Here is a 24,974-nt window from a genome sequence, read left to right as displayed (position 1 = left end):
ACTAGATAGAAGCCTAGGAATTCCCTAGGCTTTTTTAATTGTATTACCTTCTGTTAGCGCTTAATTTTAAAAGTGGTTTTTCAAGTAAAAACAAGCTACCACCAATCGCACCAATTAAATGTGCTTCAATAGCAACCCTTGCATCAATCAATGCGCCTACATCGGCATTAGGCCCAGAATATTGCTCCCATAATACTTTTGCCCATACGCCTAGCAATAAAAGATAACCAGATTTCATGCCACTATTAATATCTTTAATAGCACCAAAAACAATCACACCATGTAATAAACCACTTAACCCGGTATAAATATGTGTTTGAGGGTAAAAAGCATATAAGCCTAAACCACAAAATAAAGCTAAAAACAGAATATTAAAAGCATACCTGTTAGGAGATGTATGCTCTGCGTGTAATGCCCATATCAAGATAATTCCACCACAGTTTAGCGCTAAGTGATACCAGTTTGAATGCACAAATTGACCCGTTAGCAACCGCCAAAACTCGCCTTGCTGTATTAATGAACGATTAAATTCAAGTATTGGATTTAAAGACAATAATTCAAAAGAAAAACTGCAAAAGATTAGAAGTAACGGCGGAAAAATATATTTTTTACTTAAAGGTAAATCGATCATCTGTATCCATAAAACGGTTAGGTAAAACAAAAAGAACTGCTAATGCTTTGCTTATTTTGCTGTTTTAACATTAAAATGCAAATATTGAGTTAATAAAAAATACAATTATGAAAAAAATAATTACTTATTTATTTGTAGCAACCTTGCCATTATCTGTTGTTGCCCACGATGTTGCACAAAAACCAAAAAGAGAAGATAGAGAACCTGAAGCTGCAACTGGCTTTGATTTAAAAAAAGCTTCTATAGGTAATAAGTTCATGGTTGCCGCTGCCAATCCATATGCAGTTAAAGCGGGCCAAGCTATTTTGGCAAAAGGTGGCAGTGCGATTGATGCCGCAATTGCTGTACAAGCTGTATTAACGTTAGTTGAACCGCAATCATCAGGTATTGGCGGTGGTGCTTTTATTATGCACTTCGATAAAAAAATGGATCACTTAACGACCTTTGATGGTCGGGAAACTGCGCCTAGTAAAGCTAATTCCGAATTATTCTTAGATAAAAACGGTAATGCTGTGAGATGGATTGATGCGGTTGTGGGCGGGCGTTCAGTTGGTGTACCCGGCGTACTTGCTGCATTAGCAAAGGCACATAAAACAAAAGGCAATTTACCTTGGAATATGTTATTTGATGATGCAATTGCATTGGCTGAAAATGGCTTTATAGTATCTCCTCGACTAGAAATGTTGTTAAGCAAGAAATTTAATCCGGGTGTACATCAAATGCCGGGAACAAAAGAATACTTTTTTCCAAATGATCAAGTAATAAAAGCAGGTACTAATAAAAAAAATCCAGAATTATCGAAGTTTTACAAACAGCTTGCGAAAGAAGGCGTAACAGCATTTTATTCAGGGGAAAATGCAAAAAAAATAGCAGCAACAGTTCAAAATTCAAAAGTTGCACCCGGTATATTAACTGTTGAGGATATTAAGCAATATCAAGCCAAAGAACGACAGGCAGTTTGTGCACCATATCATGAGTATAAAGTCTGCTCCATGGGGCCCCCAAGTTCAGGCGGCGTTGCATTATTACAAATATTAAGATTATTAGAAGATAAAAATCTATCACAATATGAAGTTAATAATGTGAAAGCACTACATTATTTTACCCAAGCTTCTCGTTTAGCTTTTGCTGATAGAGATGTGTATATGGCAGATCCTGATTTTGCATCAATCCCTGTAAATGAATTATTAGCGCCTAGATATATTACTAAACGCGCTGCTTTAATCACTCGAAATGATATGGGTAAAGTAAACGCGGGCGAGCCGGTACAAAATTTAGCTTATGCGATTGATGACGCATATGAAATGCCATCAACCAGTCATATTTCGATTGTAGATGCAAAAGGCAATGCGATTTCGATGACAACCTCGATAGAAATGGCATTTGGTTCAACTTTAATGGTGAACGGGTATCTATTAAATAATCAGTTAACAGATTTTGCATTATCTCCTAAGAAAAATGGTCTAGAGGTTATAAATCGGGTTGAGCCAAATAAGCGCCCAAGAAGCTCTATGTCTCCAGTGATGGTATTTAATAAAGATGGGAGCTTAAGACTTGTTATAGGCTCACCAGGTGGCAGTCGCATTATAAATTATGTGGCACAAGCTGTTATTGGTGTTTTAGACTGGGGCCTTAGTGCACAAGAGGCGATTAATATGCCGAGGATCACAAATCGTAATCGTTATACTAGCCTCGAAAATAATACTCAACTCGCCTTAAAAGCGGCTGATTTTGAAAATTTAGGGCATACAGTTAAAATTGTTGATTTAAATTCAGGTATTCATGCTGTTGAATTGATTAATAGCAAACTATATGGTGCAGCTGATCCAAGGCGAGAGGGTATAGCGCTGTCAGAATAATTTCAATATTCTTTAGAAACAGGGAGGAGAAAATTCCCTCCCTGATCCAAATACACTTATAAAGTTAATTTATTACGGACTTTTGCCATACATGATGCGATTTTAACAATTCCTGAATTGGTTTTGGTTTACTAATTAAATATTCTTGCATCAAAATGTTTTGTTATAATATTGTAAAAACTCTAGTTCTTCAAAAAGCTCTATTCCTTTAGCGACTAAATCGATCTTTTGTTTTTTAGATAAATCAACCAGAGCATTTACAATCGTTTGTTCAAAAGGGTCATTATGGATCCCTGAGATTAAACTGCGGTCTATCTTTATCTCAGTAAAAGGTAACGTTCTAAGCTGATTTAATTTTGTAAACCCAGTGCCAAAATCATCTAAAGAAAGGCCAAACCCTCCATATTTTTGAGCGACAGGGATAAACGCAGAAGGCGCAATTGGGTGAAGATCTTGTGGCCTAACTATACGCGCTAGCGCTTCTATACTTGATACTCTATTGGCCTTACTATCAACTTTAGGTTAGTAAAAAGGCGTGATCTGGTTTTCAGTTATTGCATTTAATAACTCGTCTTCGGTGAGCTCAAGATTTGATTGCACACCTTCTTGTAAAAACAAGTGAAGCTTATCCATAATAGCAGTTAGATTTTCAATAAAAATTGGCTTAGGTAAATTACCGATCAGATGTTTCATTCCTTTTCTTGCAAGATCTGAGGCCAAAGATATAACGCGTTTATCCATTTCAGAAACAATGACGATGCCACATTGATAGGTCTGATCTAATACTAGCTTTGCTTTGTAATTTATCCGGTAAAACGAGATATTTTGGAATAATAGCTAAAAAATAATGGCTATAAATAAATTGATCTCATCCGAGCTGTAACTTTTTTGTATAAATAGCGTTAATTCATGTTTTTATGTCAAGTTTTTGCTGTATACAAGTGAATATTCATTGCAATTTTTTATATAACCATAATAATTAGCTATTGTATTGAACACATTAAAACGCTAGAGAGACAATGAATAATCAAAGCTACTTATATATCCCTTATTCGGGGCCAAGCCTACTAGAAACACCTTTATTAAATAAAGGCAGTGCATTTACAGAACGAGAAAGAGAAAGCTTTAATTTAACTGGTTTATTGCCTCCGCGTTATGAAACAATCGAAGAACAAGTTGAACGTTGTTACCAACAATATACAAAATTTGATGAAGACCTGAATAAGCATATTTATCTACGCGCAATTCATGATAATAATGAAACACTTTTTTACCGTTTGGTACGCGAACATTTAGAAGAAATGATGCCAATTATATATACACCAACGGTAGGTGATGCATGTGAGCAATTCTCCGATATTTACCGTAGTTCTCGTGGTTTATTTATATCATATGAAGAACGCCATCAAATTGATGACATTTTACGTAATGCGACAAAAAATAGCGTCAAAGTAATTGTTGTAACAGATGGAGAAAGAATATTAGGCCTTGGCGATCAGGGCATAGGCGGTATGGGCATTCCAATAGGTAAGTTATCTTTGTATACAGCATGTGGAGGCATAAGCCCAGCCTATACTTTACCTGTAATGCTGGATGTAGGTACTAATAATGAAAAATTATTAAACGATCCTATGTATATGGGTGCACGCCATAAACGAATCAATCAAGATGAATACGATGAGTTTGTATATTTATTTATAAATGCAATCAAGCGCCGCTGGCCAAATGTATTATTGCAGTTTGAAGATTTTGCACAACCTAATGCAATGCCATTACTTAAACGTTACAGAGATGAAATTTGTTGTTTTAATGATGATATTCAGGGCACAGCTTCAGTTACTGTAGGTTCATTGTTAGCTGCTTGTCGTGTTAAAGAGGTAAAACTATCAGAACAAAAAGTTGTTTTTGTGGGTTCTGGTTCTGCTGGTTGTGGTATTGCTGAGCAAATCATCAGCCAAATGGTCACTGAAGGGATCAGTGAAGCACAAGCGCGCAGGCAAATTTTCATGGTTGACCGTTTTGGTTTATTAAGTGAAGGCATGGGTGGCTTACGTGATTTTCAAGCAGCACTCGTACAAAGTAAAGATGCACTAAAAGAGTGGAGCTATAGCGGCGAATTTGCATCATTATTAGATGTAATGCACTGTGCTAAACCCGATATCTTAATTGGTGTTTCAGGTCAGCCTGGTTTATTTACAGAACAAGTTATTAAAACGATGTACCAAGGATGTGATAGACCTATCATATTCCCATTAAGTAATCCTTCTAAGCAAGTAGAAGCAACACCACAAGATGTGATTACTTGGACACAAGGTCAAGCAATTGTTGCTACAGGCAGCCCATTTGCACCATTTGAGTTTGAAGGTAAAGAGTTTAAAATACCACAATGTAATAACAGTTATATTTTCCCTGGTATTGGTCTGGGTGTGATTGCAGCTAACGCAACGCGTGTTACTGAAAGCATGTTAATGATCACCAGTGAAACACTTGCTGAAAACTCTCCACTTGCTAATACCGGCGAGGGGAGTTTACTGCCAGCACTAACAGACATCGAATCTTTAAGTAAAAAGATAGCCTTTAAACTAGCTAAAAAAGCAATTGAAGAAGGTGTAGCATTAGAAATTTCAGATGATGCAATTAGAGCCGCGATAGAAAAAAATTACTGGTTACCGGAATACAGAAACTACAAACGCTGTAGTTTATAAGATATAAGTGATTAGTCGTTAAATAAAAAAACCTTACACAAATTTGTAAGGTTTGTTTAATAAATCATAAGCTACTTTTTAACTTCTTTATATTCACCATTATCAATATCGTCAATAGACCACTTGCCAATACTGTATCTGATCAGCCTTAATGTCGGGTGTCCAATATGTGCGGTCATTCTTCTTACTTGCCTATTTCGCCCTTCAGTTATTTTTATTTCTAACCAAGTTGTTGGGATATTTTTACGCTCACGTATCGGTGGATCACGTTGCCAAACCTCAGGATCATCTATAACACGTACTTTAGCAGGCAATGTCATGCCATCTTTTAATTTTACGCCTTGGCATAAGTCTAATATAGACAGCTCGGCTGGCGAACCTTCAACTTGAACCCAATAGGTTTTTTCTGTTTTATGTTTTGGCGAGGCGAGCTTATTTTGTAATTTACCATTATTGGTTAAAATAAGTAGTCCTTCACTATCTCTATCTAGCCTGCCTGCAGGATATACATCTTTTACATTAATATAGTCAGCTAAGGTTTTTCGTGGTTTTTGTTCATTTTTCTCATCGGTAAATTGGCAAAGGACATCAAAAGGTTTGTTGAATAATACAACTTTAGTTGGACCTTTTGGCTTTTGTTCTACTGATTTATGCGATTTATATTTATTTGTAGGTTTTGTGGGATTAAAACGAGGCTTGCTTGGTTTTATTTTAATTTTTGACATTTCGCATAAAATTTAAAGTTATCTTAAATTAATTATACTAAAAAAGGGCATCATGTGATGCCCTTTTATTAATTAAATCAGTATTAGCAAATATTAAATATTGCTGATGATCTCATTTAATGTCGTGCTTGGACGCATTTCTTTACTTACAAGTGCTGCATCTGCTTTGAAGTAACCTTTAACGTCAACTGATACACCTTGTGCATCATTAAGCTCTGCAACAATCTTAGCTTCATTTTCAGTTAGAAGCGCAGCTGGTGTAGCAAATTTAGCTTTAAGGTCAGCATCATCATTTTGTGCAGCAAGTTCTTGCGCCCAGAATAATGTTAAGTAGAAATGGCTTCCACGGTTATCAAGTTCGTTTACACGACGAGAAGGAGATTTATTCTCTTGTAGGAATTTAGCAGTCGCTAAATCTAACGTATCGCCTAAAACTTTTGCTTTAGCATTATCAGTTGTCACACTTAAGTGTTCAAATGATGCAGCTAGTGCTAAAAACTCACCTAAAGAATCCCAACGTAAATGATTTTCTTTTTCGAACTGTTGAACATGCTTAGGCGCTGAACCACCTGCACCAGTTTCAAATAAACCACCACCGTTCATAAGTGGCACGATAGAAAGCATTTTAGCACTTGTACCAAGTTCTAAAATTGGGAATAAATCAGTATTGTAGTCACGTAATACGTTACCAGTTACTGAAATAGTATCTAAACCTTGCTTGATGCGAACTAAAGAGAATTTAGTTGCTTCAATAGGAGACATGATTTGAATATCTAGACCTGTTGTATCATGCTGTGGTAAATATGCATTTACTTTTTTGATGATTTCACGGTCATGTGCACGTTCTTCATTTAACCAGAAGATGGCAGGTGTTTGAGATGCACGAGCACGGTTAACAGCTAATTTAACCCAATCTTGGATTGGTAAATCTTTAGCTTGACACATGCGCCAGATATCACCTTGCTCAACAGAATGCTCAAGTAAAGTATTATCGTTAGAATCAACAACTCTTACAGTACCTGCTTCTGCGATTTCAAATGTTTTATCATGAGAACCGTATTCTTCAGCTTTTTGAGCCATTAAACCAACGTTAGGTACACTACCCATCGTTGTTGGATCAAACGCACCGTTTTCTTTACAGAATTCAATAGTAGTTTGGAAAACACCAGCATAACAACGATCAGGGATTGTTGCCTTAGTATCTTGTAGTTGACCTTCAGCATTCCACATTTGACCAGAAGAACGGATACATGCAGGCATAGATGCATCAACGATCACGTCACTTGGTACGTGTAAGTTTGTGATACCTTTATCAGAATCAACCATTGCAAGTGCAGGACGTGTATCATAAACAGCTAGTATATCAGCTTCAATTTCTGCTTTTTGTTCTGCAGGAAGATTTGCGATTTTAGCATAAACATCACCAAGACCATTTTTAACATCAACACCTAGCTCAGCAAATAATGTAGCGTGTTTTTCAAATACGTCTTTATAGTAAACAGTAACAACGTGGCCAAAGATGATTGGATCTGATACTTTCATCATTGTTGCTTTTAAGTGAAGCGAGAATAAAACGCCTTGCTCTTTTGCTTCAACCATTTGCGCTTCTAAGAAAGTGCGTAATGCAGCAACACTCATTTTAGATGCATCAATCACTTCGCCATCTAATAATGGTTGGCTAGCTTTTAGTACTGTAACAGTACCATTTTGTGCAACGTGCTCAATGCGCGTATCCGTTGCTTTTTCAACAGTTACAGATTGCTCTGAACCAAAGAAGTCACCTTCAGACATAGCAGCAACATGGGACTTTGAATCACTTGCCCAAGCACCCATTGAGTGTGGGTTAATTCTAGCATATTGCTTAACAGAAGCAGGTGCACGACGATCTGAGTTACCTTCACGTAAAACAGGGTTTACCGCACTACCTTTAATTTTGTCGTAAGTCGCTTTTACTTTTTCTTGTTCTTCAGTAGATGCATCTTCTGGGTAATCAGGTAATGCATAACCTTGAGATTGTAATTCTGCAATAACAGCTTGTAATTGTGGAACAGACGCACTGATGTTTGGTAATTTAATGATATTTGCTTCTGGTAATTTAGCTAATTCACCTAGTTCAGCAAGCGCATCAGCAATGCGTTGTTCTTCTTTTAAATATTCTGGAAAGTTTGCAATTACACGACCTGCTAAAGAGATATCTCGTGTTTCAACAGCAACATCAGATGCATTAGCAAATGCTTGGATAATTGGTAGCAATGAATGTGTTGCTAACGCTGGTGCTTCATCTGTTTCTGTATAAATGATTTTAGATGTTTTTGTAGTCATCATATTTCCTAATATTCCCAGGCCATTAAGCCTATTCTCAACAATGCAATCATGGATGCTAAATTAGAATTATTACGTTTTTAACGCCTTAATAGGTAATTTAGCGCCGGGTAGTATAGCAAAAAAGAGTAAAAATAAATAGCTTACAGAGAAGAGTTTATTAAGAAAGTGAAACGCTTTGTTTACAGTTAATAGATAGTTATTTACACCAAAGGAAGTATATATACTTTAGTCTAGTGGGGAGGGAGGATTTTTAAAGGAAATATGTGGTAACAGGAAATGCGTAACTAAAAAGCTCCAAAATATGGAGCCAACTATATTTTTAAGCTAAGTTTTCATCTGTAGGTGCTATATTAGTTGCATGCAAACCCTTAGGACCTGCTTGCAACTCAAAGGTGACATCTTGACCTGCTTTAAGTGTTTTATATCCATCCATGACAATTGTTGAGTAATGAGCAAATATATCTTCATCATCTGCAACAATAAATCCGAAACCTTTTGCATTATTAAACCATTTAACTTTACCGCAAGCCATACTGCTAATCCTTCTGTAAGTTGACTAATTAATTTTTATATTTAATTTATACGTTGTGTTGTCAATTTTTATATATCAATGTTCTTCAGTTGTTCCTGTACAATGCTGATGTATACTTACAAATAGTTATTTATGTTTTATAAATGGCTATTTGAGTAGATATATTCATTATATTTCAAATGATATATCTCAAAGTTTCAGGTTAAACTGTTTATTGATTAACCAAACTTAATTCTGACTGTAGTTTATTTAGTCAAACAGTCAAGTTTTTTGATTAATTTTTAATGGTTTATTTTTTTTTACACTTTTTTGCAATCAAGTTTGCTTGACTGCATGAGAAATGACTATATTTAATTATGAGTGGTTTAAAACAAGCTGACGTGATTGATACGGTACGTGATAGTGAAAAGCAAAAATTGCAGCCACCACGTAAGTATCAAGTGATTTTAAATAATGATGACTTTACCCCTATGGACTTTGTTGTTGAGGTTTTAATTCAATTTTTCAACAAAAATAGTGACCAAGCAGCGGAAATTATGCTCAAAGTTCATTACGATGGTAAAGCAATTTGTGGTATTTATTCAGCAGATATTGCCCAAACAAAAGTTGAACAAGTGAATCAGTATGCCAGAGATCATGAACATCCTCTGTTGTGCCGATGTGAACAAGTTTGATCTTCCATCTTAGGAGTTGCCTATGCTAAATAAAGATCTAGAAATGACACTAAATTCAGCTTTTAGAGAAGCGCGGTCTCATCGCCATGAATTTATGACAGTTGAACATTTATTATTAGCCTTAATCGATAACCCTTCTGCGGCAGAAGCGTTAGGTGCATGTGGTAGTGATACCCTTGCATTAAAAACATCGTTATCTGAATTTATTAATGAAACAACGCCGCTCATTCCTGAGATCGATCAAGATAGAGAAACTCAACCTACGTTAGGGTTTCAACGTGTATTGCAAAGAGCTGTTTTTCATGTACAGTCTTCAGGAAAGAATGAAGTAACAGGTGCCAATGTACTTGTTGCCATTTTTAGTGAGCAAGAAAGCCAAGCCGTTTACTTATTGAAAAAAAGTGATATTAGTCGCTTAGACATAGTGAACTTTATTTCTCACGGAATTTCAAAACTCGATTCATCAGATGAACAAGTTAACAATGATGAAATGATCGATGAGCCTATTGAAGCGCCGAACGATGAAAATAATATGCTTGAGAGCTTTACCAGTAACCTCAATCAACAAGCTGAACAAGGAAATATAGATCCTTTAATTGGCAGAGATTCTGAAGTTGAGCGTGTTGTACAAGTTTTATGTCGTCGTAAAAAAAATAACCCATTACTTGTTGGTGAAGCAGGTGTTGGTAAAACGGCAATAGCTGAAGGCCTCGCTTATAGAATTGTAAACGATGATGTACCAGATGTAATAAAAGATGCCGTTGTTTTTTCATTGGATATGGGCTCTTTGTTAGCAGGTACAAAATACCGAGGTGATTTTGAAAAACGTTTTAAATCACTATTAAAGCAATTACAAAAAGAACCAGACGCTATTTTATTTATAGATGAAATTCATACTATTATTGGTGCCGGTGCGGCCTCTGGTGGGGTGATGGATGCTTCTAACTTAATTAAGCCATTATTATCTAGTGGTAAATTACGTTGTATGGGCTCAACTACTTACGGTGAATTTAAAAACATTTTCGAAAAAGATCGTGCGCTAGTAAGACGTTTTCAAAAAATTGATGTTTTAGAACCCAGTGTGTCTGATACCACTAAAATACTCAATGGATTAAAAGACAGATACGAGCAACATCACGGGATTCGTTATACGCAAAAAGCGCTACGCGCAGCTTCAGAGCTAAGTGCAAAGTACATTAATGAGCGTCAGTTACCTGATAAAGCGATTGATGTCATAGATGAAGCAGGTGCAAATCAAAGATTATTACCTGTATCAAAGCGTAAAAAGACCATAGGTGTCGCTGACATTGAGCAAATTATTGCAAAAATGGCCCGTATACCACAACAAAGTGTATCTTCGTCAGATAAAGATACCCTTAAAAATTTAGATCGTAACTTAAAACTACTTGTATTTGGACAAGATGAATCTATTGATGCTTTAACATCCGCAATTCGTTTATCTCGCTCAGGTCTTTCAAGTGAAGATAAACCAATTGGTTCTTTCTTATTCGCTGGACCTACAGGTGTTGGTAAAACCGAAGTCACTAAGCAGCTAGCTAAATGCATGGGTATAGAGCTTGTTCGCTTTGATATGTCTGAATACATGGAACGTCATGCAATCAGTCGCTTGATTGGTGCGCCCCCAGGTTATGTGGGTTTTGATCAAGGTGGTTTATTAACAGAAGCCGTTATTAAGCAGCCCCATTGTGTCATTTTACTTGATGAAATAGAAAAAGCGCATTCTGATATTTATAATATTTTATTACAAGTAATGGACCACGGTACCTTAACTGATAATAATGGTCGTAAAGCTGATTTTAGAAATGTTGTAGTTGTTATGACTACCAATGCAGGTGTGACTGAAACAACACGCTCTACGATTGGTTTTAAACAACAAGATCATAGTTTTGATGCAATGGGCGAAATAAATAAAACCTTCTCACCTGAGTTTAGAAATAGACTTGATAACATTATTTGGTTTAACCACTTAGATGAAGAAGTTATTCTACATGTTGTTGATAAATTTATTGTAGAACTGCAAACACAGCTAGATAAAAAGTCTGTATGTCTAGAAATGACAGATCAAGCACGTCAATGGTTGGCTAAAGAGGGTTATGATAAGACTATGGGTGCCCGGCCTATGGCACGATTAATTCAAGACAAGCTTAAAAAGCCATTAGCAAATGAAATTTTATTTGGTGCGTTAACTGAAGGGGGTGTTGTTAAAATAAAAGTGAAAGCTAAAAAGCTTCATTTTGAATTTGAGAAAGAATTAACACCAGCTTAATTTTATAATCTTTTGCCAACTTATACTTGTGGAGAGTTGGCTAGACACAAAAAAGCTCAGTTAAAACTGAGCTTTTTTATTTATCAAAAACTATTTTGATTCTTCTGGTGCTTAGCGGGCACGGAAAACGATACGTCCTTTTGATAGATCGTAAGGTGTTAATTCAACCGTTACTTTATCACCTGTCAGTATACGAATGTAGTTCTTACGCATTTTGCCAGAAATATGAGCTATAACAACATGACCATTCTCAAGCTCTACTTTGAACATAGTATTTGGTAAAGTGTCAAGGATTGTACCTTGCATTTCAATTACGTCTTCTTTCGCCATCTTAAGCGCATCACCTCTAGAATATTTTAAGGTGCAGATTTTGCCCAAAAGAAGACGATAAGTAAAGGAGGATAAGTGATATTTGTAAATTAAATACTAATCCAGCGGTCAAATTCTAAAATTTGATGGTTTTTAAACTGATTTTTATAATTCATCTTTTTACATTCGTCAATTTGGTAGCCTAAATATACAAAGGGTTTGTTTTGGCTCTTTGCTAATTTAATCTGCTCGATTACCATAACAGTACCTAAACTGAAGTGCTCAAAATCAGGATCAAAAAAAGTATAAATAGCAGATAACGAATTTGAAAGTTGATCTGTGACAGCAACAGCAATCAGTTTTTCTTCTTTATAAAGCTCAATATAAGTAATAGGAAGCCAAGTACATAGCAAAAAACCTTTATATTGTTCTTCATTTGCTGGAAACATACTGCTATCACTATGACGTTGATTGATGTATTTTTCGTATAAAGAATAATACTCACTCGAGGCCGCATTGCTATATTTTACAGTAAACTGTTTTTGTGCATTTTTTAATTTTCTTTTTTGAGAGCGACTAGGTATAAACTCATCAACCACAATTCGTATTGCCTTACATTTAAAACACGGTGCACAATGCGGCCGATAGATTTGATCGCCGCTGCGGCGAAAACCTAAAGACAATAAATGTTCATAACCAAACTCGGTATAGCATGATGGTTCAAGTATCACTAACAGTTGCTCTTCTTCATCGGCTAAGTAATTACAAGGAAAACTTTGACTAAGTCCTAATTTAGTTGGCAAATGCTTATTCATATATATTTTCTAATTGTTGTGGTTTCCACATATCTGATGGCATTGTAAATTTGTTTGATAATATAAGTTTAGCTAAAAAATCAGATCGTGTGATCTCTGTTGCACCTAAAGATGTTAAATAAGGGTTTGTGAGCTGACAATCAATAAAATGGGCATCATGTTTTTTAAGCCAATTGACTAATGCCCAACTTGCAAGTTTTGAAGTGTTTGTCATTGTATGAAACATTGACTCTCCACAAAAAGTACCATTTTGCATGATGCCATATAAACCACCAACTAGATTATTCTCAAAAGTGACTTCAATGCTATGAGCAATTCCTGAGCGATGCAGCGATAAATAAGCGTGTTTCATCTCATCCGTTATCCAAGTACCTTCTTGATCTATGCGTTGCTGCTGACAGCCTTCTATAACAGATTCAAATTGGGTATTAATACTGATTTTAAAATTATTCTTTTTCTGATATTTTTTTAAACTTTTACTGATATGGAAGTTATCTAGCTCAATAACCGCACGTGTAGATGGCGACCACCACATAATTGGTTCGTCTTCACTAAACCAAGGGAAAATTCCCGACTTGTAAGCAAGCTTTAGTCTTTGTGTAGTTAAATCTCCACCAAAGGCTAATAGCCCGTCAGGATCCCTTAAGGCAAGTTCTGGATCAGGGAATCCATGTTTTGTAGGATCTAATTGATAAATTTGTTTAGACATAATTCTTCAAATAAAAAAACCGAACATTCATAAAATGTTCGGTTTTAAAAAAGTTTAGTTAATAATTATAGGTTATCTAAAAACTTTTCAGCATCAAGTGCAGCCATACAACCCGTACCAGCAGATGTAATTGCTTGGCGGTAAATATGATCAGATACATCACCTGCGGCATAAACACCTTCAACACTTGTTTGAGTAGCATTCCCGTGAGAACCGGTTTGCACAGCTAAGTAACCATCGTTCATATCTAATTGACCAACAAACATATCTGTATTTGGTTTATGGCCAATCGCGATGAATACACCCATTACTGCAACTTCTTTTGTATCGTCAGATTTAGTAGATTTAAGACGTACACCAGTTACGCCCATATCATCACCTAATACTTCATCAAGCGTGCTATCTGTGTGTAATACGATATTACCGTTTTCAACTTTTTCCATTAAACGGTCGATTAAGATTTTTTCACTTCTGAAAGTATCTCTACGATGCACTAAATGTACTTTTGAAGCGATGTTTGAAAGATATAACGCTTCTTCAACAGCTGTATTACCACCGCCAACAACAGCAACTTCTTGGTTACGGTAGAAGAAACCATCACATGTTGCACATGCTGATACACCACGGCCTTTGAATGCTTCTTCAGATTCCATGCCTAAGTACTTGGCAGAGGCGCCTGTTGCTATGATTAATGCATCACACGTATATGTGCCTGAATCACCTGTTAATGTGAAAGGGCGGTTTTTAACATCAACAGTATTGATATGGTCAAAAATAATTTCTGTTTCAAAACGCTCAGCATGTTCTTTCATTTGTTCCATTAAACCTGGCCCTGTCATGTCTGCGCTGCCGCCTGGCCAGTTTTCAACTTCTGTCGTCGTAGTTAATTGTCCACCTTGTTGCATACCTGTAATTAAAACAGGGTTTAAATTTGCTCTCGCTGCATATACAGCAGCTGTATAGCCTGCAGGGCCTGAACCTAAGATAAGTAATTTACTATGTTTTGCTGATGTCATGAAATATTCCAGATACTTTAAATATAAATTTATTTATTGTTTTTTAGATGGTGGTTGATTCTAAGAAAAACAAGCAGCAAGTAAACAAATTTGTAAAATGTTTGAGAATTACTTTTTTTGAAAAAATGCAACTTGTGCATTTTTCTGTACTGTTGTTGTTTACTGTTCGGGCAATAAGTTATGTTCGCGGGCAAGTTCTGATAGAAAATGGTTCTCAGTAAGAACACGGTGATATTCAAGTGCCTGCTCGATAGCGGCAATAAATTCTAAGTTATGCCAAGGTTTATTTATAAAACGGTATATTTGCACATTATTGATTGCGTCAACAACAGTATTTAAATCAGCGCAGCCAGATAAAATAATGCGTTGTGATCTTGGGTGAATTTCTTTTGTTTTTGATAAAAAGGTCACACCGTCCATTAATGGCATATTAAAATCAGAAATGAATAATTCAAACAATCCACTTTCAGCTCTTTCTAATGCTTTACTTGGCTCAGAAAAGTATTCAACTTGTAGATGTTTTTTCCGAGCCAGCAGCCTTTTTAGTGACTCTAAAATATTTAAATCATCATCTAGTATCAATATTCTAGCCATTTAAACTCCTACAAAGTGATATTAGAAAATTTATATGTATTAACTTAAACAATATGCATTAACTTAAAGATAGTACAGCTTTGTAAAACTGTAAGTATATTCGTTTAAATCTATGATTTATTGAAATAAGAATAAATTTAAGTAGAAGTTATCAAATGATAACGACACATGTAAATGACTCGGTGATACTGAACATCAGAATTAAAAATAATTATTGAAAATATGGAGCACTATATGTCACCGTCAACTATTCATTATCCAAAATTATTTACGCCATTAAGTTTAGGTTTTACACAATTAAAGAACCGCATCATTATGGGATCGATGCATACAGGCTTAGAGGAGCAAGAAGATGGTATTGAACGCATGGCGACATTTTTTTCTGAAAGGGCAAAGGGCGGTGTTGCTTTAATTGTAACCGGAGGTTTTGGGCCAAACCAAGAAGGCGCAACTCATCCGCATACTAACCTTATAGAATCCGATGTCCAAGCACTCAAACATAAAACAATCACAGATGCAGTACATAAAGAAGATGCAAAAATTTGCATGCAAATATTGCATACAGGTCGATATGCTTTTAATAAAAATTTAGTCGCGCCCTCAGCTGTTCAAGCACCTATCAACCCTTTTACACCTATAGAACTCGATCACCAAGGTATAGAAAAACAAATATCAGATATCGTACAAATGGCTAAATACGCCAAAGTAGGTGGCTACGATGGTGTAGAAATTATGGGGTCAGAGGGTTATTTTATAAATCAGTTCCTAGTCAAAAGAACCAATAAGCGTGAAGATGAGTGGGGTGGCGATTATGAAAATAGAATGAAACTGGCAGTTGAAGTTGTAAAAAGAACAAGGGAAGCTGTAGGGCATAATTTTATAATCATCTATCGTTTATCAATGCTTGACCTGGTTGAAGGTGGTAGTACTTTCGAAGAAGTTGTTCAGCTTGGAAAAGCGATTGAAAAAGCAGGTGCAACAATCATTAATACTGGTATCGGCTGGCATGAGGCAAGAGTGCCAACTATCGCAACAAAAGTACCTCGAGCTGCATTTACTTGGGTGACTGCTAAGTTTAAAAAAGAATTATCAATACCATTAATCACATCTAATCGTATTAATATGCCAGATGTAGCAGAGCAGGTACTTGAGCGAGCAGATGCTGATTTAATTTCCATGGCTCGCCCTTTTTTAGCTGATCCAGATTTTGTTGTAAAGGCCGAATTAGGACAGTCTAATCAAATTAATACATGCATAGGGTGTAACCAAGCATGTTTAGATCATGTATTTAATGGGAAAATGACAAGCTGTTTAGTTAATCCAAGAGCATGTCATGAATCAGAAATACAAATCGAGGAAACAAAAAGTAAAAAACATTTAGCTGTCATTGGCGCCGGTCCTGCTGGTTTGGCGTTCGCGACAACTGCGGCTAAAAGAGGTCATAAAGTAACTTTAATTGATGCGGAATCTAAAATTGGTGGCCAGTTTAATGTTGCAAATCAGGTCCCTGGTAAAGAAGAGTTCAATGAGACCATTCGCTATTTTGACTCACAAATAAAAGAACATGATGTGAATTTACTATTAAATCATAGAGTAAATACAGAGGATCTAAATAATCAAGATTTTGATGAGATTATTATTGCGACAGGTATAAAGCCAAGAAAGGTTAATATTGAAGGTTTAGATCATGCAAAGGTTTTAAATTATTTAGATGTATTGAAACATAAAAAAGAAGTAGGCAAAAAAGTAGCGGTAATAGGCGCTGGTGGTATTGGTTTTGATGTGAGTGAGTTTTTATGTCATCAAGGAGAGTCAACCAGCCAAGATATACCTGCATTTATGGCACTGTGGGGCGTGGACATGTCGTTAAAAGCAAGAGGCGGAATTGAAGGTGTGAAAGAGAAACAAATACCTTCTGGCAGAGAGGTTTACTTATTACAACGTAAATCTACAAAAGTAGGTGCGGGGTTAGGTAAAACTACGGGCTGGATCCATAGATCAGGGCTTCATAAAAAAGGTGTAAAGATGCTTTCATCTTGTGAGTATGTAAGAGTTGATGATAAAGGTTTACATATTAAAGTTGATGGCAAGAACCAATTGTTAGAGGTCGATAATATCATTATGTGCGCAGGACAAGAGCCTTTAGATGAATTAACACAAGGCTTAATCAAACCTCATCATTTAATTGGCGGTGCTTTTGAAGCAGCAGAGCTGGATGCTAAACGCGCAATTGATCAAGGTGTTAGGTTAGCAGCTGTTATTTAGTCTTTATAAAAGAATAGAAGTATTAAAAATCGTTAAGGTGTAAATTTTGACCTAATAGCCATTTTGATTAGGTCAAATATAGATATAGTCAAATTGGAAATACCTGAAGACCATATTCATATGGTGGTAAGAAGGTAAATGTCCGGCGATCTGCGTCTAACAAATATTTATCAGTCTCGTAAAGTTAAAACCAATTAACCTTTGGAGTAACTTACGAGAATTATGCGCAGCCAAGAAGAGCCTGTTAATACCTTGTATCCATTTTTCTTTTTAATCTTGATAAAGAAACCGCTGTGATCCCCAGAAAAGAAGCGATGTGATATTGAGTTAACTTATCGTTAAGGTTAGGAAACTCCTTTAAAAACCATTTATACCTTTGCTCTGCATTACCTAATAATAACTGAGCTTCTCGCTTTGCACTTTTTATAAAAACAGTTTGTAACAACTTAACTTCTAGTTGTAACCATTGAGTATTTTTAGAGTGTGTATTATTTAAGTCTCTATAATTAGAAAGCATTAAATCGACTGGTTCAATTGCTTGAATATAATATTCACAAGGCTGAGCTGAAACTAATGCACTGATGGGCGCTAATGCTTCATTGGCTTGATAAAAATGTTGATTCACTTCATTGCCATTATGATCAATATAATAAACACGTAATAGGCCACTTAAGATAAAGCCGATATCTTCACAAAAATCGCCCGCTTTAATCCAATGCTGATTTTCAGTGAGTTGTTTATGTTTGAATTTTTCAGAAAAAGATAACCAATTATCAAATGGCTGGCTAATTTGCTTTTCAAAATTGATTTTTAACTGATGATTTAAATCAGCTTGAGTGAATGAAGTCATTTAACTAAAATTTATAATATTTTAACAAATTTTAAAATTGAATATTAATAAAGTCTATAAAAGATTTCATCTAACTTTGATTTAGCCTACTTAGTCGCCATACATAAATTTAAATTCAAGTTAAATGATGGGGTCTAGTAATGATCCAAAAAAGCTTGTTTGTGATAGTGTTTTATTATCTGTGTTGTAGTCAGGCAATAGCATCTCAAGACGCGCCATCATTAGAAAAACGATTAATATCAAGTCATAGTATGCCCACAAGCGTTATTAAATTGAATAATGAGAGGCCTTTAGAAAATAATTTTGAAACATTTTTAAATTTAGGTGATAGGCACCCGATGTTAAGTGAAGTAAAACATAGGTTATATCTGTTAGGTTATTTAAAACAAGACCGCAGTGCTAAAAATACATTTTCAAAGGGTTTATTTAACGCATTGAGTCAATTTCAAAAACATCATGGCTTAAATCCCGATGGGGTTATTGGCATAAAGTGATAAAAAATAATGAAGGAAATAAATGGTTTAAGCTCAAACAGCCATTAGCAATTCACTTAGTTTATTGGACCACCTAGGCTGATGAATATAATCAAGTACAGTACAGGAGTGATATTTATGATAAAGAAAATGTGCTTTATAAAAACAAAAAACCCAATTTATATTAAATTGGGTTTTTATTATCTATCAATAGATATTATAAATTACTTGTTAAAAAATGTTTTGAAGTGTTCAATCACAGTATCTAATTCAAGCATCGTTTTTTCACCAGTACGGCGGTTTTTTAACTCAACCTTGTTTTCATCAAGGTTACGTTCACCAATAACAAGTGTGTAAGGTACACCCATTAATTCCATATCATTGAACATCACACCTGGGCGCTCTTTTCTATCATCAAATAATACTTCAATACCAGCTTGTGTAAGCTTGTGGTAAATACCATTTGCGATATCAGGAATACGATGCGACTTGTGCATATTCATTGGCACGATAGCTAACTGGAAAGGCGCAAGCGCTTCTGGCCAGATGATACCGTATTTATCATTATTTTGTTCAATTGCTGCTGCAACAATACGTGATACACCAACACCGTAACAACCCATAGCCATCGGCTGGTTTTTACCTTGTTCGTTTAACACACCGGCATTCATCGCTTCAGAATACTTAGTGCCTAACTGGAAGATATGGCCAACTTCAACACCACGTTTGATATTAACGACGCCTTGTCCACATGGACTCGGATCGCCTTCAACAACATTACGAATATCAGCCACAGTGTAATTAGTTACATCTCTATCCCAGTTAACACCACTGTAATGAACTTGGTTTTTATTTGCACCAGCTACAAAGTCAGCCATAACAGCTGCACTGCTATCAACGATCACTGGTATTTCAAGACCGACAGGACCTAAAGAACCAGCAGCAGCGCCAATTGTACTGACAATGTCTTCGTCTTTAGCAAGCTCTAATGGGCTATCAACTAATTCAAGTTTTTCAGCTTTTAATTCGTTAAGTTCGTGGTCACCACGAACAACTAATGCTACTAAACCACGGTTACCTTCTTCATCAGCAGCACCATAAGCAATTAAAGTTTTAACGCCTCTATGGGGCTTAACACCGTGCTTAGCTTTTAGTTCAGCTATTGTTTTAGCATCTGGTGTATCAAAAGTATTTAATTCTTTTGACGCTTCAGGACGCGTATCTGTTGTAATCGCTTCTGCTTTTTCAATATTTGCAGCGTAATCACTTTGTGAGCTAAATGCGATAGCATCTTCACCAGACTCGGCTAATACATGAAATTCATGCGATACACTGCCACCAATAGAACCTGTGTCAGCAATAACTGGGCGAAACTCCAAATCCATACGTTTAAAGATATTACAGTAAGCTGTATGCATTTTTTGATATGTAGTATCTAAACACTCATCACTTAAATGAAATGAGTAAGCATCTTTCATCGTAAATTCGCGGGCACGCATGACACCAAAACGAGGACGAACTTCGTCACGTACTTTAGTTTGTACTTGATATAGTGCTAAAGGAAGTTGTTTGTAACTTTTGATTTCTTTACGAACAAAATCAGTGATCACTTCTTCATGTGTTGGACCTAATGCAAACTCACGATTATGACGGTCTTTAATACGAAGTAATTCTGGACCAAACTCTTCAAAGCGGCCTGATTCGCGCCATAGATCCGCAGGTTGGATGACAGGCATTAACATTTCAATTGCACCAGCTTTGTTCATTTCTTCACGAACAATGTTTTCAACTTTACGTAAAACACGTAAACCTGTGGGTAACCAAGTATATAAACCCGATGCAAGACGGCGGATCATGCCAGCTCTTAGCATTAATTGGTGACTGATGATTTCAGCATCAGCAGGCGTTTCTTTTAGTGTCGCGAGTATATATTGACTAGTACGCATGTTTTTTCCGTTATAAATTGGGGTATTAAATTTTTTATTTCGTTTAGTGCTCTAGTGTAGCAGTGCAAAGGGCTGCAAAAAAGCTTAACTTATCATTGGTGTCTAATTTCTAGCACAGTATTAAGATTATTTTCAATTTTCCACTTAATATTAAAGTCATAAAGGCACATACCGTAATCTTGTACGCCACCTTTACTCTTTTTATATGCAGGGCGAGGATCTTGCTTTAAAACTTTAGCAATAAATTGATATAAGTGTGGGTGTGTGTTTTGCTGCTTCATACAAAATTCGATTGCTTGCTCACTAAAACATACTTCAAGTTCAGTTTCAGGCCGCGTATCGGCAAAACCTGCTGTGGCATCAGGTAAACTATCGGAGTAGGGTAAGTAAGGTTTGATATCAATGATAGGTGTGCCATCTAATAAATCAATACCTGAAAGCTCCAGCCAAAGTTTGCCGTTTTTGTAGCAGATATCTTCTAACTTTACCGCACTCATACCAATCGCATTAGGCCTAAAAGTTGCTCGTGTCGCAAATACACCTTTTTTTTCATTGCCACCTAATCGAGGAGGGCGAACCAAAGGGGACCAACCTTTATCAGCTGTTTCATGAAATCTGAATAATAACCAAATATGACTAAAATCAGCTAAACCACGAACAAACTCTTCACGGTTAAATTCACCAGAAAATTCTAATTGCGCACGTGCCTCAGGTATTAACCTTGGTTGTCGTGGAATTGCAAATTTTTGTTTATAAGGTGAGCGTATAGTCCCAAGAGGACTAATTTGGTAAGTTTCCATGAGATCATTTTTCAAAAAATTGATAATCAGATCATATCAAGGCAAGTGTCATCTAGCTAGTGGTTGATTTTAGATTATGGGAATTTTAATTTAAAAGAAGGGGTATTTAGAAATACCAGTTAGCGAGAGACTAACTGGTATATTCATTAGATTTGATATTAGTAAGTTGCATTACCTTTAGTACGTGGGAATGCAATTACATCACGTACATTGCCCATACCTGTAACATAAGCAACTAAACGCTCGAAACCTAAACCAAAACCAGAATGAGGCACAGTACCGAATTTACGTAAATCACGGTACCAGCTGTAATCTTCTTTATCTAAGCCCATTTCTTCAAGACGTGCATCAAGTACATCTAAACGCTCTTCACGTTGTGCACCACCAATGATTTCACCAATACCTGGTGCAACAACATCCATTGCAGCAACAGTTTTGCCATCTTCATTGGCACGCATGTAGAAAGCTTTGATATCTTTAGGGTAGTTTTTAATTACGACAGGTGCGTTAAAGTGTACTTCTGCTAAATAACGCTCATGTTCAGACTGTAAATCTACACCCCACTCAACTGCGTACTCAAATTTCTTGCCACAGGCTTTTAGGATTTCTACCGCTTCAGTGTAATCAACTTGTGCAAAGTCTTTGTCTACAAAGTTTTCTAAACGTTCAATTGCAGTCTTTTCTACACGTTGCGCAAAGAACTCCATATCATCACGACGTTCATCTAAAACTGCTTTGAAAACATATTTAAGCATATCTTCAGCAAGTTTTGCGATATCTTCTAAATCTGCAAAGGCGACTTCAGGTTCAACCATCCAGAATTCAGCTAAATGACGTGACGTATTTGAATTTTCAGCTCTAAAAGTAGGACCAAAAGTATAAATATTTGACATAGCTGAACAGTAAGTCTCACCATTTAACTGACCAGATACTGTTAAGAAAGCTTCTTTACCAAAGAAATCTTCAGCATAATCGACTTCGCCTTTATCAGTGCGCGGTAAGTTCTCCATATCTAACGTTGATACCTTAAACATTTCGCCAGCGCCTTCACAGTCACTTGCTGTGATGATAGGTGTGCTGATCCAAACAAAACCACGATCGTTGTAAAAACGGTGGATTGCTTGGGCTAAACAGTTACGAACACGTGTTACAGCACCAATCATATTCGTACGTGGGCGAAGATGTGCATGCTCACGTAAATACTCAATGCTATGACGTTTTGCTGACATAGGGTAAGTATCTGGGTTATCAATCCAACCAACAACGTTAACAGTATCAGCTTGAATTTCAAAAGACTGACCTTTACCTTGAGATTTAACTAGCGTACCAGTTACTTCAACAGAACAACCCGCTGTTAAGCGTGTGATTTCTTCATAATTATTAAGTGAATTAGGAACCACAGCTTGGATCGGATCAAAACAAGAACCGTCATGGACGGCTAAGAAAGAAATACCGGCTTTAGAATCACGACGTGTACGGATCCAGCCTTTAACTGTAACCGTAGACTCTGCTTCTACTTTGCCTGCTAATAATGCTGTGATAGCTGTGTGGCTCATTTTCACTCCAATGATTCTGTAATATACTTTTGTATATACATTACAGATGTAAATATAATTTTAATTTTTCAGGCGGCTATATTACCTGTGTAAAACAAATAAAAAAAGTACATTGGGCTATTTTAATCAGTATTTTATTGTATTAGATATTGATATATTGAATTGAAATTCAATATAAGAGATTTATGAGTTGCAAATAAAGCGAAGTAATAAACCTTTGTTGATACAAAGTTAATATTGGGACTCAATATATTATCTTGTTTAGCATTTGTGGCTGCTTTAATTATGTTTCATTATGCAAGTCTAGAAATCGATTATGGCATTGTAAAATATTTTGGTTAACAGGTTAGCGCAACCTAAAAATATAATAATGTTATTACTGTATGCATGCGCTGGTTTATCATTCGTTGGTATGATGCTTGGTCGTATAAGAAGTAGAAAGCAAAGTGATAACCAAAGATATAATTTAATTCTGCTATTGTTAGTGAGTCTCGGGTTTATTTTAGTTTTAATATTGTGATGTAAAATAAACAATCAGCTTTAAGGTATCAATCTGAGTGTTTATTTTATGCTGGATTATCTATCTAATATGTTGAAAATAACATCTGCTAGTTTTTTGATATCACCCTCAGGGGTAATATAAGGCGGCATAAGGTATATTAACTTACCAAAAGGCCTGATCCAAACACCCTGTTCGATGCATTGTTTTTGAAACAGTGCAACGTCAACGATTTCATTCACCTCAACAACACCAATCGCTCCTAAAACCCGGACATTTTTTACAGCGTTTAATTGACTACATGGTAAGAGATATTGGGAGAGCCAAATATTGAGGTCAACTATTGTTTTTTTCCAATTAGTTGCAAGCAATAAATCTATGCTGGCACATGCAACAGCACAGGCAAGTGGGTTACCCATAAAAGTAGGACCATGCATCATTACACCTGCAGCACCTTCACTAATTCCTTTTGCAATTTTATCACTGGTAAGTGTGGCTGAAAGTGTCATATAGCCGCCAGTAATTGCTTTACCTATGCACATGATGTCAGGGCTGATATTGGCATGTTCTACGGCAAACATTTTTCCAGTACGTCCAAAGCCTGTCGCAATTTCGTCACAGATCAATAAAACGTCATATTTATCACAAAGCTGTCGTAAACCGGCCAAATAATCAGGATGATAGAAATTCATACCTCCCGCATTTTGCACGACAGGCTCAATGATAAAAGCAGCCACTTCCTTATGATTATTAATGAAGTGTGTTTCTAATGTATCTAGCTCTGTATTATCAAACTCTCCATCAAAAGGTGATATTGGTGCAGGAGAAAATATATGTTCAGGTAAAAAACCTTGATATAACGAATGCATAGAATTAATAGGATCGCATACGCTCATAGCCGCAAAAGTATCACCATGGTAGCCTTTAGCAACTGTCATAAGTTTGGTTTTATTTTGAATTCCCTGACTTTGCCAGTATTGCAATGCCATTTTTATTGCAACTTCAACCGATACAGAGCCACTGTCGGCTAAAAATACCTTAGTAAGTGGCTTTGGTGTGATTTCAACTAATTTTTTACATAAATTAACTGCTGGGGCATGGGTAATGCCACCAAACATAATGTGGCTCATTTTAGAGACTTGGTTGTTAACAGCTTCATTTAATAGACTATGGTTATAGCCGTGTATGGCACTCCACCACGAAGCCATGCCATCTATAAGTTCTTCACCACTTTCTAAGGTAATTATATTTTTATTGGCGGATACGACAGGGTAAACAGGTAAAGGCTCAGTCATAGAAGTATAAGGGTGCCAAATATGATTTTTATCAAATTCAATATCTATTTTATTTATTGTGTGTTTAGTGTTCACTTGTAAACCTTGAGATGTTTTTTAATGTTGACAA

The 24,974-nt window shown here is 36.1% G+C and carries 22 protein-coding genes; 6 read left to right on the top strand and 16 right to left on the bottom strand.

Features of this window, described 5'->3' with window-relative positions:
* Positions 1-43 precede the first annotated feature (43 nt).
* On the bottom strand, positions 44-631 hold the full coding sequence (gene rrtA / locus PSA_RS12240; protein ID WP_042144157.1) for a rhombosortase: 588 nt from the start codon (positions 629-631) through the stop codon (positions 44-46).
* 107 nt (positions 632-738) lie between these two features.
* Between rrtA and ggt the strand changes: the two genes are divergently transcribed.
* Positions 739-2,490 (top strand): gamma-glutamyltransferase, encoded by a 1,752-nt coding sequence (gene ggt / locus PSA_RS12235; protein ID WP_052379901.1) that lies wholly within the window; start codon positions 739-741, stop codon positions 2,488-2,490.
* Positions 2,491-2,640: 150 nt separating this feature from the next.
* Here ggt and PSA_RS27195 read toward each other — a convergent pair whose 3' ends face one another.
* Both PSA_RS27195 and PSA_RS12230 read right to left on the bottom strand, forming a co-directional pair.
* The gene (locus tag PSA_RS27195; protein WP_371257856.1) at positions 2,641-2,913 is read right to left on the bottom strand and encodes an EAL domain-containing protein; all 273 of its coding nucleotides are present in this window, start codon (positions 2,911-2,913) and stop codon (positions 2,641-2,643) included.
* A gap of 99 nt (positions 2,914-3,012) precedes the next feature.
* Entirely contained in the window at positions 3,013-3,183 is a 171-nt protein-coding gene (locus tag PSA_RS12230; protein WP_157575775.1) for a hypothetical protein, read from the bottom strand.
* Positions 3,184-3,509: 326 nt separating this feature from the next.
* On the opposite strand from PSA_RS12230, the gene PSA_RS12225 reads away from it, so the two are divergent.
* Positions 3,510-5,195: an NAD-dependent malic enzyme gene (locus PSA_RS12225; protein WP_042144162.1), complete on the top strand. Its 1,686-nt coding sequence runs from the start codon at positions 3,510-3,512 to the stop codon at positions 5,193-5,195.
* Positions 5,196-5,266: 71 nt separating this feature from the next.
* Here the strand turns inward: PSA_RS12225 and PSA_RS12220 are convergent, their stop codons facing one another.
* The 3 genes from PSA_RS12220 to cspD form a co-directional block, all read right to left on the bottom strand.
* Positions 5,267-5,920, bottom strand: coding sequence for a pseudouridine synthase (locus tag PSA_RS12220; protein WP_042144164.1), 654 nt, complete (start codon positions 5,918-5,920; stop codon positions 5,267-5,269).
* A 93-nt stretch (positions 5,921-6,013) separates the two neighbouring features.
* Complete coding sequence (locus tag PSA_RS12215) at positions 6,014-8,242, bottom strand: NADP-dependent isocitrate dehydrogenase (protein WP_042144166.1); 2,229 nt, start codon at positions 8,240-8,242, stop codon at positions 6,014-6,016.
* 322 nt (positions 8,243-8,564) lie between these two features.
* Positions 8,565-8,777, bottom strand: a complete 213-nt coding sequence (cspD, locus tag PSA_RS12210; RefSeq protein ID WP_042144168.1) for a cold shock domain-containing protein CspD — start codon at positions 8,775-8,777, stop codon at positions 8,565-8,567.
* A 356-nt stretch (positions 8,778-9,133) separates the two neighbouring features.
* Here cspD and clpS point away from each other — a divergent pair, with 356 nt between their 5' ends.
* Positions 9,134-9,451, top strand: coding sequence for an ATP-dependent Clp protease adapter ClpS (clpS, locus tag PSA_RS12205; protein ID WP_042144170.1), 318 nt, complete (start codon positions 9,134-9,136; stop codon positions 9,449-9,451).
* Between the two features lie 22 nt (positions 9,452-9,473).
* Positions 9,474-11,738: an ATP-dependent Clp protease ATP-binding subunit ClpA gene (gene clpA / locus PSA_RS12200; protein WP_042144172.1), complete on the top strand. Its 2,265-nt coding sequence runs from the start codon at positions 9,474-9,476 to the stop codon at positions 11,736-11,738.
* A 111-nt stretch (positions 11,739-11,849) separates the two neighbouring features.
* On the opposite strand, the gene infA is transcribed toward clpA, so the two are convergent.
* From infA to PSA_RS12175, 5 genes are all read right to left on the bottom strand, one after another.
* A complete protein-coding gene (gene infA, locus PSA_RS12195) occupies positions 11,850-12,068 on the bottom strand; it encodes a translation initiation factor IF-1 (RefSeq protein WP_042144174.1) in 219 nt (72 codons plus the stop codon).
* A gap of 89 nt (positions 12,069-12,157) precedes the next feature.
* Positions 12,158-12,862, bottom strand: coding sequence for an arginyltransferase (locus tag PSA_RS12190; RefSeq protein ID WP_042144176.1), 705 nt, complete (start codon positions 12,860-12,862; stop codon positions 12,158-12,160).
* Positions 12,855-13,571 (bottom strand): leucyl/phenylalanyl-tRNA--protein transferase, encoded by a 717-nt coding sequence (aat, locus tag PSA_RS12185; protein WP_042144178.1) that lies wholly within the window; start codon positions 13,569-13,571, stop codon positions 12,855-12,857. The genes PSA_RS12190 and aat overlap by 8 nt, the downstream gene beginning before the upstream one ends.
* Positions 13,572-13,636: 65 nt before the next feature.
* Positions 13,637-14,587 carry a thioredoxin-disulfide reductase gene (trxB, locus tag PSA_RS12180; RefSeq protein WP_042144180.1) on the bottom strand — a complete coding sequence of 317 codons (951 nt, stop codon included), beginning with the start codon at positions 14,585-14,587 and terminating at the stop codon, positions 13,637-13,639.
* Between the two features lie 159 nt (positions 14,588-14,746).
* Positions 14,747-15,181 (bottom strand): response regulator, encoded by a 435-nt coding sequence (locus PSA_RS12175; protein WP_052379902.1) that lies wholly within the window; start codon positions 15,179-15,181, stop codon positions 14,747-14,749.
* A 234-nt stretch (positions 15,182-15,415) separates the two neighbouring features.
* Here PSA_RS12175 and PSA_RS12170 point away from each other — a divergent pair, with 234 nt between their 5' ends.
* The gene (locus tag PSA_RS12170; protein WP_042144182.1) at positions 15,416-17,446 is read left to right on the top strand and encodes an NADPH-dependent 2,4-dienoyl-CoA reductase; all 2,031 of its coding nucleotides are present in this window, start codon (positions 15,416-15,418) and stop codon (positions 17,444-17,446) included.
* 244 nt (positions 17,447-17,690) lie between these two features.
* On the opposite strand, the gene PSA_RS12165 is transcribed toward PSA_RS12170, so the two are convergent.
* Positions 17,691-18,296, bottom strand: coding sequence for a Crp/Fnr family transcriptional regulator (locus PSA_RS12165; protein WP_052379903.1), 606 nt, complete (start codon positions 18,294-18,296; stop codon positions 17,691-17,693).
* A 140-nt stretch (positions 18,297-18,436) separates the two neighbouring features.
* On the opposite strand from PSA_RS12165, the gene PSA_RS12160 reads away from it, so the two are divergent.
* Positions 18,437-18,790: a peptidoglycan-binding protein gene (locus PSA_RS12160; RefSeq protein ID WP_042144184.1), complete on the top strand. Its 354-nt coding sequence runs from the start codon at positions 18,437-18,439 to the stop codon at positions 18,788-18,790.
* A 203-nt stretch (positions 18,791-18,993) separates the two neighbouring features.
* Here PSA_RS12160 and PSA_RS12155 read toward each other — a convergent pair whose 3' ends face one another.
* The 4 genes from PSA_RS12155 to bioA form a co-directional block, all read right to left on the bottom strand.
* Positions 18,994-20,715, bottom strand: a complete 1,722-nt coding sequence (locus PSA_RS12155) for a proline--tRNA ligase (protein ID WP_042144186.1) — start codon at positions 20,713-20,715, stop codon at positions 18,994-18,996.
* A 92-nt stretch (positions 20,716-20,807) separates the two neighbouring features.
* Positions 20,808-21,515, bottom strand: a complete 708-nt coding sequence (gene tsaA / locus PSA_RS12150) for a tRNA (N6-threonylcarbamoyladenosine(37)-N6)-methyltransferase TrmO (RefSeq protein ID WP_042144187.1) — start codon at positions 21,513-21,515, stop codon at positions 20,808-20,810.
* 158 nt (positions 21,516-21,673) lie between these two features.
* Entirely contained in the window at positions 21,674-23,071 is a 1,398-nt protein-coding gene (asnS, locus tag PSA_RS12145) for an asparagine--tRNA ligase (RefSeq protein WP_042144190.1), read from the bottom strand.
* A gap of 576 nt (positions 23,072-23,647) precedes the next feature.
* Positions 23,648-24,940, bottom strand: a complete 1,293-nt coding sequence (gene bioA / locus PSA_RS12140) for an adenosylmethionine--8-amino-7-oxononanoate transaminase (RefSeq protein WP_042144191.1) — start codon at positions 24,938-24,940, stop codon at positions 23,648-23,650.
* Positions 24,941-24,974: the final 34 nt, after the last annotated feature.

This window comes from Pseudoalteromonas sp. '520P1 No. 423', from assembly GCF_001269985.1.
Taxonomy (GTDB): Bacteria; Pseudomonadota; Gammaproteobacteria; order Enterobacterales; family Alteromonadaceae; genus Pseudoalteromonas.
Note: the sequence above shows the minus strand (reverse complement) of the source record. Positions and strands in the feature narration are given on the sequence as shown.